The organism is Geodermatophilus arenarius, assembly GCF_042654585.1.
Classification (GTDB): Bacteria; Actinomycetota; Actinomycetes; order Mycobacteriales; family Geodermatophilaceae; genus Geodermatophilus; species Geodermatophilus arenarius.
On record NZ_JBHSGR010000001.1, the window covers coordinates 23,640 to 36,558 of the forward strand.

Consider the following 12,919-nt stretch of genomic DNA (forward strand, 5'->3'; position numbering starts at 1 on the left):
TGCTCACGAGCAGGGCGAGCTGTTGATCTTGCGCGCCCGCGTGTTGTTGATCAGGTTGTTCCTGGTAGTCCGGGCGGAGAACGCATCCTGCACCCAGCCACTCAGCTGGTTCGAGGACGTGGGGTAGCGGTACCAGCGGGCGTACGTGTCCGGCCCGTTCGTACGGGGCAGGTTGTCGTCCACCCGCGGAGGCAGCTTGGAGGTGTCGGAGACCGCGATCGACGGCAGGTTCACCGCCATGAGCCCGTTGAGCCGGTTGACCTTCCCCCGCCGGAGCGACGAGTAGACCTCCCAGTCCACGAACCGACGCGACCAGGTGCACTTGCCGAGCAGCACGATGGTCACCGTCGAGTCGGTGAGGTACTTCTCCCGGATCCTGTCCATGATGTAGTCCGTGTTGTTGCTGGTGATCAAGGGATCACTCTCGCTGAGGCCGATCACCTTCGGGATGAACACGTCACCGAAGGACGTCACGAAGTCGGCGACGGCGTCCGCGTCCACCGAGTGGTAGCTCAGGAAACACTTGTGGCGTGTGTCGTTGGCCTTGGCCGCGTAAGCCTCTACGACCCGTGAGAGTCGAAGTTCTCCAGCAGTCGGCATGTTCCCCCATCTCGTAACGTGAGTCACACGCTACCGGGCGACACCGACACTTTCGGCTGGATCGACGTGTACGACGATGCTCTGACCTCTGGCGCAGACGGCACGACGAACGCGATGCCCATGTTCTCGCCGACGAGGAGCGGCCGGGAGCACAGCTCGACCACGGCCTCGCGGGGAGTGTTGGCGTGTAGCGGGCACATGCCCAGCAAGCCGGCCAGCGGGACGAGCCGGTCGAGGCACTACCCCTGGCGCACCGACCGTGAGCGGCCCGTCGTCCGAACGCCGCACCGAGGTCACGGTCGGCGCCCACTCCGGCCACCGCTCGACCTCGCGCAGCACCTCACAGTCCCGTTCGACCAAGGCCTCGACGTCAATCCTGGTGCTCTGCTCCACGCGGCCATCCTGCCCCCATCGCTACTGGAGATAGACCAAGATCAAGTGCCACACACGTCTTGCATTTCGGCGGCGGAATGCGTTGTGACAGGTCCTGGAGGTCGGCGCTCACGGTCCCAAGGGTGACCAGCAAGACAGCCAACACCGCGCCCAACGGATGCACCGAACGGACGCCGGTCACCGCAGCGACTGCGGGGAAACCGACCCCGCCCAGATGTCCCAGTAATGGCCTCCTCCGCCACAACGGGTACGGCGCCGACGAAGTCCAGCGGCTGCGACTACCTGCGCTGATCGAGGGAGACACCCGGGGCATGTACGACCTGCTCGTGGATGGCGCCCGCACCGGTCGCGAGCCGTGGGCCCGGCTGCACGTGGGGGGCAAGCCGAGCATTGAGGCCGTGCTGTCGACTACAAGCATCTCGACACCTTCGCGCGAGCCCTCACCACCTGAGCACGCAGAGTCTCGACGGACGGAAACTCGACGGTCGCCAGCCACCGACCGCCATTCGCCGCGTCGATGACCATCCGCAGGCCCGACACGCTGCTTGCTGGGCTAGCGTTCCAGAAGTGCGGGTTACGGTGACTCGCGAAGTGAGCGGAGGCCTGCGTGTTCACCATCGTGGTCGATGCAGCGGGCGTGGGGGAACAGATTCCCGCGAACGGCTTCCACGGCACGATCGGACGTGACCGGCTCCTCGAGGGGACGGACAGCCGGCTGCGTGCGCGGCTCAACGCCCTCGATGAGGAGGATCTCGAGCGGTACCTTGTGGCCTGTCCGGTGCTGTGGAGTCCAGAGCACATGCGCGACGATACGAACGAGGCATTCGCGTACGTCGGCCGGTTTGATCGGTTGCGTGTGGCTGAGCGCGAGGTGCGTTACACGTTTAAGCCCTACGAGGGCCTCGCAGCCATTCCTGTGCAACGGTTACATGAGATGGACGACTTTTTTCACTTTGGCGAGTGGGGGTGGCACAGGACGAAGATTGTCGTCATGGAGGACGACGTCTTCGATGCCCTTGGCCCCGATGTCATCGCGTCTCGAGTGGTCGCAGTGCCAGGCCATGACTTTCCCGAACTCTTCAAGATTGAGCCAAAACGTCACGAGAAACTCGTGTGCGTCATGATGCCGTACACGCTGGTCCGGCTCGAGCCTGTATACGCAAAAATCGACCGAGAGTTGGCTCGAATCGGTATCGACTGCGAACGGGCCGACACAGATCTCAGTGCTCGGCGAATCATCGACAAGGTCGCCACCCTCATCTACAACGCCGACGCTGTCGTCTGCGATTTTACGGGTACCAACCCGAACGTGTTTTATGAAGCGGGATTAGCGCACGCGTGGTCGAAAAGGACGATCTTCATCGCGGAGAGAGGAACGGTTCTTCCCTTCGATACGCGGGACGAGGCGACCATCCTCTACGACAACACAAACCTCGGCTTGAAGGAATTGTGGTATCGGATTCTGGACCGCTTGCGCGCTCAGACCGATCTGCTCCCGCCGGCGTAGCAACCCGACCGCGAAGGCGGGTCGCGGGCTGCTTGTCGTCGGACACGGACCTCATGGCCCAGGCACCCGACGTTGCGCAGGGCGACGCTGCGCCGAGTCAGGTTACGGACCATGCCGCTGACCTGGTCACAACCTGGACCGTCCCAGCCGCCCGGCGGCCGACGCTCGCGCGGCCAACTTGACCCGTCCCCCAGGCCCGGGTCAGCGCTGCCCGGGCCGCCGACCGTCGATAGAGATCACTCACTCCCAGAGCGCGACGTTAGGCCAGCCGTCTCCTTACGGTTCACGCCCATGAACACGACCCAGTCCCCAGCCTCGCGCGAGTGCGCTGAGTGCTTTCTCCACGGCCTTGAGGCGCGCCCGGCTGTCGCCTCTCTGCATGGCACCGCCCTGTGCCGGCAGTGCTTCGCGCAGAGAGCCCAGGACCAGGCGGAGGTGGACCAGACGATGAGCGACAACGCGCAACGGGTCGACCAGATGGTCCGCCGGATGGAGCGCGACGAGCCTTGGCCCTGGGGGATGTAAGCCGACCGACGGCCGACGTCCTGAGTGGCACCTCGGCGCGGACACGCCGGTGACGAGGCGGTTTCCGGGACAGTTCAGCCGCCGAACTGCACGGATAGCGGTGTCGCTGCGGACGGCCGCCCAACTTGCCGGCCACTTCCCTGCTCAGCGTCACGCGCCGCACCAAGTTCAGCCAGTCCGAGCAGGCTCACGCCGCCTCCCGGCCGGTGCACTCCTCACGCAGCTGTGGATTCCAAGATCACGAGGCGACACACCTCTTGCATCTTGGCGTCACGCACGGGGGCTCCGAGCAAGGTCGCCTACATCCGCGGCCGCCACCACACTCCACCCGGACCTCGCCGTTCCCTCGGCATACTCGTCCCAACGAGTTGCTGGCCCGACAATGCATGAGGTGTGTCGCCTCATGGTCGTCGATGCTCCAGTAGAGCCAGATCGGCGGCTCCGGTCAGGCGAAACAGCCAGTGCCGAGGCCTGAGGGAACGAGCGGTCGAGGCAGCCCTACGGCCGGCTTACGAGCTACGAGTGGAGCGCCGCAGCAGGTCGTCGTCCGCTGCTGCCGCCAACTGAGCGACCTGGTCGCGGTGCAGCCTCTGTGGCCGGCTGAGCAGCCAGTCGGCCAGGTGCTCCCCCTCGACGTAGGTCACCCCGCCGGCGCACCCAACGCGCTGCGGGAAGGTTCCCCAGACCACGACCACAGGCTCGGGCTGAGGGACTGTAAGGCTGCTGCGTGCTGCTAGGGCGCGGGCTACTGCCGTGCCGGCGCGCGCTTGCCTCCCCCGTTGGCCATGCTCGGTCCAGGCGGCGTCCGGGTTGTCCCTCGGGGTGATGGTCGCTCCGGCGTCGTCGACGCTCACCACGCCGCTCCACGCCTTGCTGTCGAGAACGAAGACCCCACCGGGCCCGACCACCAGGTGGTCGACGTTGCCGGCGCCGGGCCAGTCGAGGTCGTGCACGACGTGCCAGCCCGACCGCAGGAGGAGTCGCAGCGCCCGGGCTGTGCGTCGCTCCCCGTCCGCACCGACGCCCCATCGCTCGATGTGCTGCGGCGGCGACTTCAAGGCGATGACGAACAGCGCGAGGCCCATACCCAGCACCACGCCGCCGAACCAGTAGGGCTGCCCCTCTGTCCAGATGGTCAGCGCGAGACCCGTGCCGAGGAAGGGCGACACGATCAGGAGCAGCGGCCCTAGCACACGCCGACGCCACCGCCGGCGCAGTCGCCTGTAGTGCTGCTCGGCGTACCGACCCGCTCGGGACGAGCGCTTCCACGAGCCCACGACACCACCATCGGTCACCCGACGCCCGACGGGAACCGACCGACCCCGCACCTCACCACTGCAGGGGAACTGGAGATCTGCACCAGGGCCGTCGGCAGGGTGGGCGGACGGTTCCAAACCTCCGGTCCAGCTGCGGCGAACGAACCGCTGCCTGTCCACAGGTGCAGCACGGTCCACAGATCCCTCGACATCCACCCGAGGCGTGTGGCCACGCGCTAGCCCGAGTGCAGCGGCCGGAGATCCCGTCCGCTCGGTCCCGCGCGAGGAGACGGCATGGCGAGCATCTCGAGGCGGCCCAACGGCACCTGGCAGGCCCGCTACCGCGCCGCCCCCGGCGGCCCTCAGCGGTCCCGCGTCTTCACGCGGAAGGTCGACGCCCAGCGCTGGCTGGACGAGGTCCGCGCCAGCATCGTCACCGGCCAGTACGTCGACCCCGCGGCCGGCCGCCAGACCGTCCGCGAGTACGCCGAGCAGTGGCGCGCCGCCCAGGTGCACCGGCCCACCACCGCCGCCCACGTCGAAACGATGCTGCGCCGGCACGTCTACCCGAGCCTCGGCGACAGGCAGCTGTCCGCCGTCCTGCCGAGCGACGTCCAGGCCCTCGTCCAGCGACTCTCCAAGACGCTCGCGCCGGGCACGGTCGGCGTGGTCCACCGCATCCTGTCCGCGGTTTTCAAGGCCGCCGTCCGGGACCGCCGCATCATCGCGTCGCCGTGCACGGGAACGCGGCTGCCCAAGGTCCACAAGCAGCGCATCGAGCCGCTGTCGATCGAGGCCGTCCGGGCGCTCACCGACGCCGTCCCCGAGCGGTACCGGGCGCTGGTCACCCTCGCCGCCGGCACGGGCCTGCGGCAGGGCGAAGCGCTCGGGCTGACCGTCGACCGGATCGACTTCCTCCGCCGGCAGCTGACGGTCGACCGGCAGCTGGTCACCATGCCCGACCGCGCGCCCTACCTCGCGCCGCCCAAGACCCAGGCGTCGGTCCGAGTGGTGCCCCTCCCCCAGGTCGTCGTCGACGCCCTCGCCGCCCACCTCGCGGAGTGGCCGAGCGACGGCTTCGTCTTCACGACCGACCTCGGCAACCCGATCCGCCGGACCGCCTTCTCCGCCACCGTGTGGCGCCCCGCCGTCCGGGCGGCCGGCCTGGACGACAGCGTGACCTTCCACGGTCTCCGGCACTTCTACGCCAGCCTGCTCATCCGGCACGGCGAGTCGATCAAGACCGTCCAGGCCCGGCTCGGTCACGCGAGCGCCTCCGAGACCCTCGACACCTACAGCCACCTGTGGCCGGACTCCGACGACCGGACCCGGGCCGCGGTGGACGCCGTACTGGCTCCCGCGGCTGAGGAACATCTGAGGAACGAGGACCCCCGCCGGACCTGAACGCGCAGGTCAAGCGGGGGACGACGGACGAGTCGGCCTGTACGCCGGGTTCTGTCCTCGGGCGCCTCGCGGCCTCCCGATGGGCGGTCATCCATCTAGGCCCGCCGTTGCCGGCGGGCTCGAGCGGTCCACCCGCAGGCTCGGGCGGGCAGCCCTCGAACGCCTGCGCAGGACGGTGTCCGGTTGCCCGGCCACCGTCCCTTCTCGACCTTGCTCCGGGTGGGGTTTACCGAGCCGCACCGGTCACCCGGTGCGCTGGTGGTCTCTTACACCACCGTTTCACCCTCACCAGCAGCGGACTGCTGGCGGTCTGTTCTCTGTGGCACTGTCCCGCGGGTCACCCCGGGTCGCCGTTAGCGACCACCCTGCCCTGTGGAGCCCGGACGTTCCTCGGCGACGGGGTCTCCCCCGCCGACGCGACCGCCCGGCCGACTCGTCCGTCGTGCCGACCAGTCTACGGACCCCCTCAGCGGAACTGCTCAGTCCGCGCTGCGGGCTCCCGCGGACGCTCCTACGGTGGCTCCGTCCGGCCGGTCGTCACGTCCTCCACCGGGGGAACCGAGCCGGGTGCCGCCGAGTCGCGGCCACCGCGGTGGCCGTGAGCCGGGGACCCACCGCACCACCGGGGTGAGTCCCACCTCCCGGACCCGGGAGGGGGTAGGGCGCAGTTCCCCGCCCGAACCCGTCAGCTGACCCGGTAGGCGGCCACGGGAGAACGGAGAACCACCACGGGGTGCGCCGACGGCGCCTGCCCCGGCGTGCCCCGCACTCTGCGACGAGCGCCGCGACCCGCCCACCTCCGCCGGTCGCCGCGCCTCCACGGACCGGAAACGACCGGCCTCGCGTCGGCCTGCCCTCCAGCAGCCGCCCGCCGCCCGGCCGCGTCCCGGCCCGTCCCGCAGGTCCCCCCACGCGACGGGTGACCGCCGAGCCACGGACGGCGCCACGCGGAACCGACGTCAGGAGCTCTCCTCGTCATGCCCTCGAACAGCAAGCGCACGATCCGCCGGACCCTCACGGCCGGCGCCCTCGCCGTCGCCTTCGGCCTCAGCGGTCAGTCGGTGGCCCAGGCCGACTGGGACGGCCCCCGCCGGGACGGGTCGAACGGCTGGTCCCAGGACCGGGGAGGAGCCGCGGCGCCCGCGCCCGCGGCCCCCGCCGCCCCCGCGGCCGCACCGGCAGCCGCCCCCGCCGCCCCCGCGGCGGTGTCCACGAACCTCACCGGCGCGCCGACCGCCTCCTCGACCTCCTACAGCGCCTGGGCGGCGCACGTCCGCCCCGTCGTCGCCGAGGTCGCGCAGCAGTGCGGGGTGTCCACCGTGCTCACCCGCCCCGGGCACTCCCCCACCCAGCAGCTCGCCGCGGACTTCATGGTCTACGCCGACTCCGCCAAGGGGAACGCCGTGGCCCAGTACGTCATCGACAACGCCGCGCGCATGGGCGTCGACTACGTCATCTGGAAGCAGCGGATCTTCGTGATCGGGAGCTCCGGCTGGCGGGCGATGGAGGACCGCGGGTCCCCCACCGCCAACCACATGGACCACGTCCACGTGAGCTTCAACCCCTGACCGGCCCGGACGCGGCCCCGGGCGCACCCCGGGGCCGCGTCCGGCCTCAGCCGGCGTACAGCGCGAAGCCGGCCACCCGCCGGCCGTCGACGACCGGGGTCGCCGTGTCGACCTGTCGCCGGGCCTGCTCCTCGACCGGGTCGGCCGACAGCGCCTGCAGGTAGCGGCGGTGCTCGGCCAGCGAGGCCACCGCCCGGTCGACGACGTCGGTCACGTCGACGGTGTGCGTGACCCCCACCGGCGTGGAGACGGCGGTCCAGCGCACCCCGCGCCAGGGCTCCGGGTCGGCGAGCTCGGCGAAGATCCACTCGTTGGCCGCGTCGCCGACGGCGTCGACCACCGCCCGGCCCAGCACCCGGTGGTCGGCGCTGTTCCAGTAGCCGAGCGGGGCGCCCGGCGGCGTCCACGTGTCGCCGAAGTGCAGCGTGACCACGAGGTCGGGGCGGTGCCGCCGGATCGCCGCCGCGACCGCCCGCCGCAGGTCCAGCCCCTCGGTCAGCCGCCCGTCGGGGTGGCCGAGGAACTCGACCACCGACACGCCGACCACCGCGGCCGCGGCCCGCTGCTCGCGCTCGCGCAGCGGCCCGGCGGCCTCCGGCGGCAGCCCGGCGATGCCGGCCTCGCCGCTGGTGGCCATCACGTACCGGACGTCGCGCCCGGCCGCCGTCCACGCCGCGACGGCGGCCGCGCAGCCGTACTCCACGTCGTCGGGGTGGGCGACGACGACCAGGGCGCGCTGCCAGTCCTCGGGGAACGCCTCCGTCATGCGGGCAGTCTGCCCGCGGCCGCTGACGCTCAGCGCCCTCGGGCCACCCGCAGCGCCGCGGCGATCATCGGCGCCTGCAGCGGCAGCCGGACCACCGCCGCGGCCAGCATCGCCGGCCGCCCGCGCGCCACGCGGAGGTGGTGCAGGTGGGCCGGCACGAACGACGCCAGGAGCGCGGCCGCGGCCCGTCCCCCGGCCCGGCGGCTCGCCGGCGCGGCCAGCAGCGCGGCGGTGCCGACCTCGGCGACCCCGCTGACGAGCACCCAGGCGCGGGCGTCGCCGAGCTCGGGCGGCACCAGCCACTCGAACGTCCGCGGCCGCACCAGGTGCAGCACGCCGGAGCCGCCGAGGGCGGCGGCCAGCCAGGTCGCCGGGGCGGGGAGTCGCACGCACCGACCGTAGGCTGGCGCCCCGTGACGGCCGCCGACCTCCTGATCGCGGCCGCGGTGGCCCTGGGCGCGGGGGCGGTCAACTCGATCGCCGGCGGCGGGTCGCTGATCCTCTTCCCCACCCTGGTCGGGCTGGGCCTGGGCACCGTGGCGGCCAACGTCACCAACTCGGTGGCGCAGTGGCCGGGCTACCTCGGCGGGATGGCCGGGTTCCGCCGCGAGTACGCCGGTCAGCGCGACCGGCTGGTGCGGCTCGGTGCGGTCTCGGCGCTGGGCGGCGTCGCCGGCAGCGTGCTGCTGCTGACCACGCCGAGCCAGGCCTTCGACGTCGTCGTGCCCGTGCTCGTGCTGCTGGCCAGCCTGCTGCTCGCGGTGCAGCCGCTGCTCACCCGCCGGCTGCGCGACCGCGACGACGGCGCCGTCCGCGACCCGTGGTGGCTGTTCCTCGCGCTGTTCCTCGCCACCGTCTACGGCGGCTACTTCGGCGGCGCGCTCGGCGTCATCCTCGTCGGGGTGCTCGGGACGGCACTGCACCGGCTGCCGCTGGCCAACGCGCTGAAGTCGGCGTTCTCCGCGGTGACGGCGACGGTCACGCTGGTCGTGTTCGGCGTCTTCGGGCCGGTGGCCTGGCAGGTGGTCGCCGTCGCGGCGCCGGCCAGCCTGGTCGGCGGGTTCCTCGGCGCGCGGGTGGCCGGCCGCATCCCCGCGACGCCGCTGCGGGTGCTGATCGTGGTCTTCGGCGTCGCGGTGTCCGTCTACCTCTTCACGCGGTGACGTGCTGGAACGGCCCCGCTGCAGGGTCCCGCCGCGAGCTCGCGAGCGGCGGGGGGCAGCGGGGTCCTTCTACTCACCGCCGCGGCCGGGCTCTCCGATGGCGATCATCGCCTCGACGGCGCGGCGGGCGCGGGCGGCGGTCTCCGGGTCGACGTCGACGGCGCCCTCGCCGGTGCGCAGCGTGTGCAGCAGCTTGGCCGGGGTGATCATCTTCATGTAGCGGCAGGCCGCGCGGCTGTTCATCGGGATGAACGACGTCCCGCTGTTGAGCGCCCGCAGCTGGTGCAGGATGCCGACCTCGGTGGCGACGAGCACCTGGCCCGACGAGGTCCGCGCCGCGGCCTCGACCATGCCGCCGGTGGACAGCACGCGGGTGCGGTCGGCGGGCAGGTCGCCGTGGCTGACCAGGTCGAGCACCGAGGTGGTGCAGCCGCACTCGGGGTGCACGAGGATCTCGGCGTCCGGGTGCGCGGCCACCTGCGCGCGGACGTCGGCCGGGCTGATGCCCGCGTGCACGTGGCACTCGCCCGCCCACACGTGGATGTTCGACCGCCCGGTCACGCGCTTGACGTGCGCGCCGAGGAACTGGTCGGGGCAGAACAGGACCTCGCGGTCCTCGGGGATGGACCGGATGACGTCGGCGGCGTTCGACGAGGTGCAGCAGACGTCGGTCTCCGCCTTCACCGCCGCGGTGGTGTTGACGTAGCTGACGACGACGGCGCCCGGGTGCTGGGCCTTCCACTCGCGCAGCTGCTCGGCGGTGATCGAGTCGGCCAGGGAGCAGCCGGCGGCGTGGTCGGGCAGCAGCACCGTCTTGTCCGGCGAGAGGATCTTCGCCGTCTCGGCCATGAAGTGGACGCCGCAGAACACGATCTCGCGGGCGTCGGTCTGCGCCGCGACCCGCGACAGGTGGAGGGAGTCGCCGGTGAAGTGGGCGACGTCCTGGATCTCGGGCACCTGGTAGTTGTGCGCGAGCACCACCGCACCGCGCTCGTCGGCGAGCCGGCGGACCTCCGCCGCCCAGTTCTCGTACTCGGCGGCCGACAGGGTGCGCTCGTCGCCGGCGACGGTGGGGGTGGCGGGCGCGATGGTCGCGGTCACGGGGCTCCTCGGAGTGCGGGGGGCTCATCGTCCCCGGAGCGCCGCGGCGGGCGGCGGCGGGGGTGTCCGGTGCAACACCGGGCCGCCCGGCCCGCTTCCCGCTCCGGGGCGTCAGCGACGCACGTCGTAGACCAGGTGGGTCACCCGCCTGCCCTGCACCACCACCGGGTCCTCGAACTGGATCTCCGGCGGGCCGCCGGCGCCGAAGTACGGCCGCCCCGAGCCCAGGACCACCGGGACCAGCGCCAGCACCACCCGGTCGACCAGGCCCGCGCGCAGCGCCTGCCCGCCGACGTCCCCGGCGCTCACCGTGACGTCCCGGTCGCCGGCGAGCTCCCTCGCCCGCCCGATCGCGGCCGGCACGTCGGGCGCGAAGGTGAACGGCGCGGTGGCGCGGTGCGGCCAGTCGTCGGCCGGCCGGTGGGTGACCACGACGACGTGCTCGCCGTTGGGGGGCACGCCGCCCCAGCCGTCGGTGATGTCGAACAGCCGGCGCCCGCAGACCATGACGCCCACCCGCGTCGCCATGTCGGTGAGGAACTCCGCCGTCTCCGCAGTCACGCGGAAGGGCCGGTCCGGGTCGCTGAAGGTCATCTCGACGTCGCCGTTGGCGTACCAGTCGAACAGCGGCCCGGGCATGTCGTCGTCCCGCCCGACGTACCCGTCCAGCGACCCCGCCGCGAACAGCACCACCCGGCCCATGGCGCACCTCCTCGCTCCCGGCTCCGGGGCGGAGCCGCCTGCAGGGGAGACCGGCGGGCGTTCCTCAACTCATCGGTTGAGTGTCCTCAGCGCAGGTGGGCGGTGTCGTTCACCAGCCGGACCGAGGTGCGGCCGTCGGAGCTCCACGCCACCGTCGACAGCGACGCCGCCTCGAGGAACACCCGGTGCACCACCTCGTCGCCGGCGCCGAGGCCCGCGGCGAGCAGCAGCTTGATCGGGGTCACGTGGCTGACCACGAGCACCGTCCTCCCGGCGTGCCGCTCGAGCAGCCGCTCCCGGGCGCGGGCGACGCGGCGCGACACGTCGGCCACCGACTCGCCGCCCGGCGCGGCCACCGTCACGTCGCTCGCGAAGCGGCGGGCGGCCAGCGGGTGCCGCTGCTGCGCCTCGGTGGCGGTGAGCCCCTCGAGGTCGCCGAAGTCGAGCTCGACCAGGTCGTCGTCGAGCTCCACCGGCAGGCCCAGCGCGCCGGCCACGACCTCCGCGGTCTCCCGCGTGCGGCGCAGCGGCGAGGCGACGACGACCTCGATGCCCAGCTCCTTCGCCCGCACCGCGGCCGCCTCGGCCTCCGCGCGCCCGGTGACCGACAGCGGCAGGTCGTTGCGGCCGCTGTACCGCCGCTCGGGGGTGTGCTCGGTGCGCCCGTGGCGCAGCAGGTGCGTCACCGTGGTCACCGGCGGCGCGGGTTCGGCGGCCGGCTGGACGTCGTCCTCCACCACGGTCGGCTCGGCGGCGAGGTCGCGGTGCACCGGCCGGCCGTCCATCGCGCTGTTGGCGAGCGCGTCGGCGGCGCCGTTCTGCGCGCGCGGCACCCAGGTGTAGCGGACGCTGCCCAGCTGCCGGGCGAGATCGCGGGCCTGGACGGCGAGCTTCTGCATGTCCGGGTGCTTGATCTTCCAGCGCCCCGACATCTGCTCGACGACGAGCTTGGAGTCCATCCGCACCTCGACGTCGGCGCTCGCGCCTCCGCCGCCACAGAGGTCCAGCGCCGCCTGCAGCCCGGCCACCAGCCCGCCGTACTCGGCGACGTTGTTCGTCGCCCGGCCGACCGACGCCGCGCGCTCGGCGAGCACCCGCCCGGTGGCGGCGTCGCGCACCAGCGCGCCGTAGCCGGCCGGGCCCGGGTTGCCCCGCGAGCCGCCGTCGGCCTCGACGACGAGACGGCGGGTCACAGGCCCGACTCGGCGGTGCGCACGAGGATCCGGCCGCAGTTCTCGCAGCGGACCACCTCGTGCGGGTCGGCGTTGCGGACGGCGGCGAGTTCCCGGCCGTTCAGCTCGATCCGGCAGCCCTGGCACTGCCGGGCCTTGAGCACCGCCGCGCCGGTGGTGCCGGTCTGGGTGCGGATGCGGTCGTAGAGCGCCAGCAGCGGGGCTGAGATGCCGCCGGCGACCTCCGCGCGCTTCGCCTCGTGCCGGGCGGTGGAGTCGGCGATGTCGGCGAGGGCGTCGTCGCGCAGCTGCTCGGCCCGCTCCCGGTCGGCGACGGCGGCGGCACGCCCGGTCTGGGCGTCGGCCAGCGCGGCGTCGGCGGTCTCCCGGCGCTCCATGAGCTCGAGCACCTGGTCCTCGAGGTCGGACTGCCGCCGGGCGAGCGACTGCAGCTCCGACTGCAGCGAGGTGATCTCCTTCGGCGTCGCCGCCCCGGAGTCGATCCGCGACCGGTCGCGGTCGGCCCGCTGCCGGACGGTGTCGACGTCGGCCTCGAGCCGCCGCTGCTCGCGGTCGAGGTCGCGCACCTCGGTCTCCGCGCGGACCTCGGCCTCGGCGAAGGTGCGTTCGGACTCCGCGGCGGCCTCGACCGCGGCGACCTCCGGCAGCGTGCGCTTCCGGTGGGCGAGCTGGGTGAGCGCGACGTCCTCGTCGGCCAGGGCCAGCAGCTTCTGCTGCTCGAAGTGGTCGGCCTTCACCCGC

At 72.4% G+C, this 12,919-nt stretch carries 12 protein-coding genes, 1 other RNA gene and 1 riboswitch; of the genes, 4 read left to right on the top strand and 9 right to left on the bottom strand.

Annotated features, from left to right (window positions below; genetic code table 11):
- Positions 1 to 3 precede the first annotated feature (3 nt).
- Positions 4 to 600, bottom strand: a complete 597-nt coding sequence (locus ACFO3M_RS00130) for a TIR domain-containing protein (RefSeq protein ID WP_387984768.1) — start codon at positions 598 to 600, stop codon at positions 4 to 6.
- Between the two features lie 1,000 nt (positions 601 to 1,600).
- On the opposite strand from ACFO3M_RS00130, the gene ACFO3M_RS00135 reads away from it, so the two are divergent.
- Complete coding sequence (locus ACFO3M_RS00135) at positions 1,601 to 2,500, top strand: hypothetical protein (RefSeq protein WP_387984770.1); 900 nt, start codon at positions 1,601 to 1,603, stop codon at positions 2,498 to 2,500.
- A 1,034-nt stretch (positions 2,501 to 3,534) separates the two neighbouring features.
- Here the strand turns inward: ACFO3M_RS00135 and ACFO3M_RS00140 are convergent.
- Complete coding sequence (locus ACFO3M_RS00140) at positions 3,535 to 4,218, bottom strand: nuclease-related domain-containing protein (protein ID WP_387984773.1); 684 nt, start codon at positions 4,216 to 4,218, stop codon at positions 3,535 to 3,537.
- A gap of 357 nt (positions 4,219 to 4,575) precedes the next feature.
- Here ACFO3M_RS00140 and ACFO3M_RS00145 point away from each other — a divergent pair, with 357 nt between their 5' ends.
- Positions 4,576 to 5,685 (top strand): tyrosine-type recombinase/integrase, encoded by a 1,110-nt coding sequence (locus ACFO3M_RS00145; RefSeq protein WP_387984775.1) that lies wholly within the window; start codon positions 4,576 to 4,578, stop codon positions 5,683 to 5,685.
- 24 nt (positions 5,686 to 5,709) lie between these two features.
- On the opposite strand, the gene rnpB is transcribed toward ACFO3M_RS00145, so the two are convergent.
- Positions 5,710 to 6,121: RNase P RNA component class A (gene rnpB / locus ACFO3M_RS00150), an RNA gene on the bottom strand.
- A gap of 125 nt (positions 6,122 to 6,246) precedes the next feature.
- A riboswitch (cyclic di-AMP (ydaO/yuaA leader) is annotated at positions 6,247 to 6,404 on the top strand.
- 258 nt (positions 6,405 to 6,662) lie between these two features.
- On the opposite strand from rnpB, the gene ACFO3M_RS00155 reads away from it, so the two are divergent.
- On the top strand, positions 6,663 to 7,253 hold the full coding sequence (locus ACFO3M_RS00155) for a VldE C-terminal domain-containing protein (RefSeq protein ID WP_387984778.1): 591 nt from the start codon (positions 6,663 to 6,665) through the stop codon (positions 7,251 to 7,253).
- Between the two features lie 46 nt (positions 7,254 to 7,299).
- Here ACFO3M_RS00155 and ACFO3M_RS00160 read toward each other — a convergent pair whose 3' ends face one another.
- On the bottom strand, positions 7,300 to 8,019 hold the full coding sequence (locus tag ACFO3M_RS00160) for a PIG-L deacetylase family protein (RefSeq protein WP_387984781.1): 720 nt from the start codon (positions 8,017 to 8,019) through the stop codon (positions 7,300 to 7,302).
- Between the two features lie 29 nt (positions 8,020 to 8,048).
- Complete coding sequence (locus ACFO3M_RS00165) at positions 8,049 to 8,408, bottom strand: DoxX family protein (RefSeq protein ID WP_387984783.1); 360 nt, start codon at positions 8,406 to 8,408, stop codon at positions 8,049 to 8,051.
- Between the two features lie 24 nt (positions 8,409 to 8,432).
- Between ACFO3M_RS00165 and ACFO3M_RS00170 the strand changes: the two genes are divergently transcribed.
- The gene (locus ACFO3M_RS00170) at positions 8,433 to 9,182 is read left to right on the top strand and encodes a sulfite exporter TauE/SafE family protein (RefSeq protein WP_387984785.1); all 750 of its coding nucleotides are present in this window, start codon (positions 8,433 to 8,435) and stop codon (positions 9,180 to 9,182) included.
- A 69-nt stretch (positions 9,183 to 9,251) separates the two neighbouring features.
- Here the strand turns inward: ACFO3M_RS00170 and nadA are convergent, their stop codons facing one another.
- The 4 genes from nadA to ACFO3M_RS00190 form a co-directional block, all read right to left on the bottom strand.
- A complete protein-coding gene (gene nadA / locus ACFO3M_RS00175; RefSeq protein ID WP_387984788.1) occupies positions 9,252 to 10,283 on the bottom strand; it encodes a quinolinate synthase NadA in 1,032 nt (343 codons plus the stop codon).
- Positions 10,284 to 10,394: 111 nt separating this feature from the next.
- Positions 10,395 to 10,985 carry a dihydrofolate reductase family protein gene (locus tag ACFO3M_RS00180; RefSeq protein ID WP_387984791.1) on the bottom strand — a complete coding sequence of 197 codons (591 nt, stop codon included), beginning with the start codon at positions 10,983 to 10,985 and terminating at the stop codon, positions 10,395 to 10,397.
- Positions 10,986 to 11,071: 86 nt separating this feature from the next.
- Positions 11,072 to 12,178, bottom strand: a complete 1,107-nt coding sequence (locus ACFO3M_RS00185) for a bifunctional RNase H/acid phosphatase (protein ID WP_387984793.1) — start codon at positions 12,176 to 12,178, stop codon at positions 11,072 to 11,074.
- The gene (locus ACFO3M_RS00190; protein ID WP_387984795.1) at positions 12,175 to 12,915 is read right to left on the bottom strand and encodes a zinc ribbon domain-containing protein; all 741 of its coding nucleotides are present in this window, start codon (positions 12,913 to 12,915) and stop codon (positions 12,175 to 12,177) included. Before ACFO3M_RS00190 ends, ACFO3M_RS00185 begins: the two co-directional genes overlap by 4 nt.
- Positions 12,916 to 12,919 lie beyond the last annotated feature (4 nt).

Excerpts from the sequence above, each read along its gene's own strand:
- ACFO3M_RS00130 (WP_387984768.1), bottom strand. The coding sequence starts at position 600 with ATGCCGACTGCTGGAGAACTTCGACTCTCACGGGTCGTAGAGGCTTAC.
- ACFO3M_RS00145 (WP_387984775.1), top strand. The coding sequence starts at position 4,576 with ATGGCGAGCATCTCGAGGCGGCCCAACGGCACCTGGCAGGCCCGCTAC.
- ACFO3M_RS00155 (WP_387984778.1), top strand. The coding sequence starts at position 6,663 with ATGCCCTCGAACAGCAAGCGCACGATCCGCCGGACCCTCACGGCCGGC.
- ACFO3M_RS00160 (WP_387984781.1), bottom strand. The coding sequence starts at position 8,019 with ATGACGGAGGCGTTCCCCGAGGACTGGCAGCGCGCCCTGGTCGTCGTC.
- ACFO3M_RS00180 (WP_387984791.1), bottom strand. The coding sequence starts at position 10,985 with ATGGGCCGGGTGGTGCTGTTCGCGGCGGGGTCGCTGGACGGGTACGTC.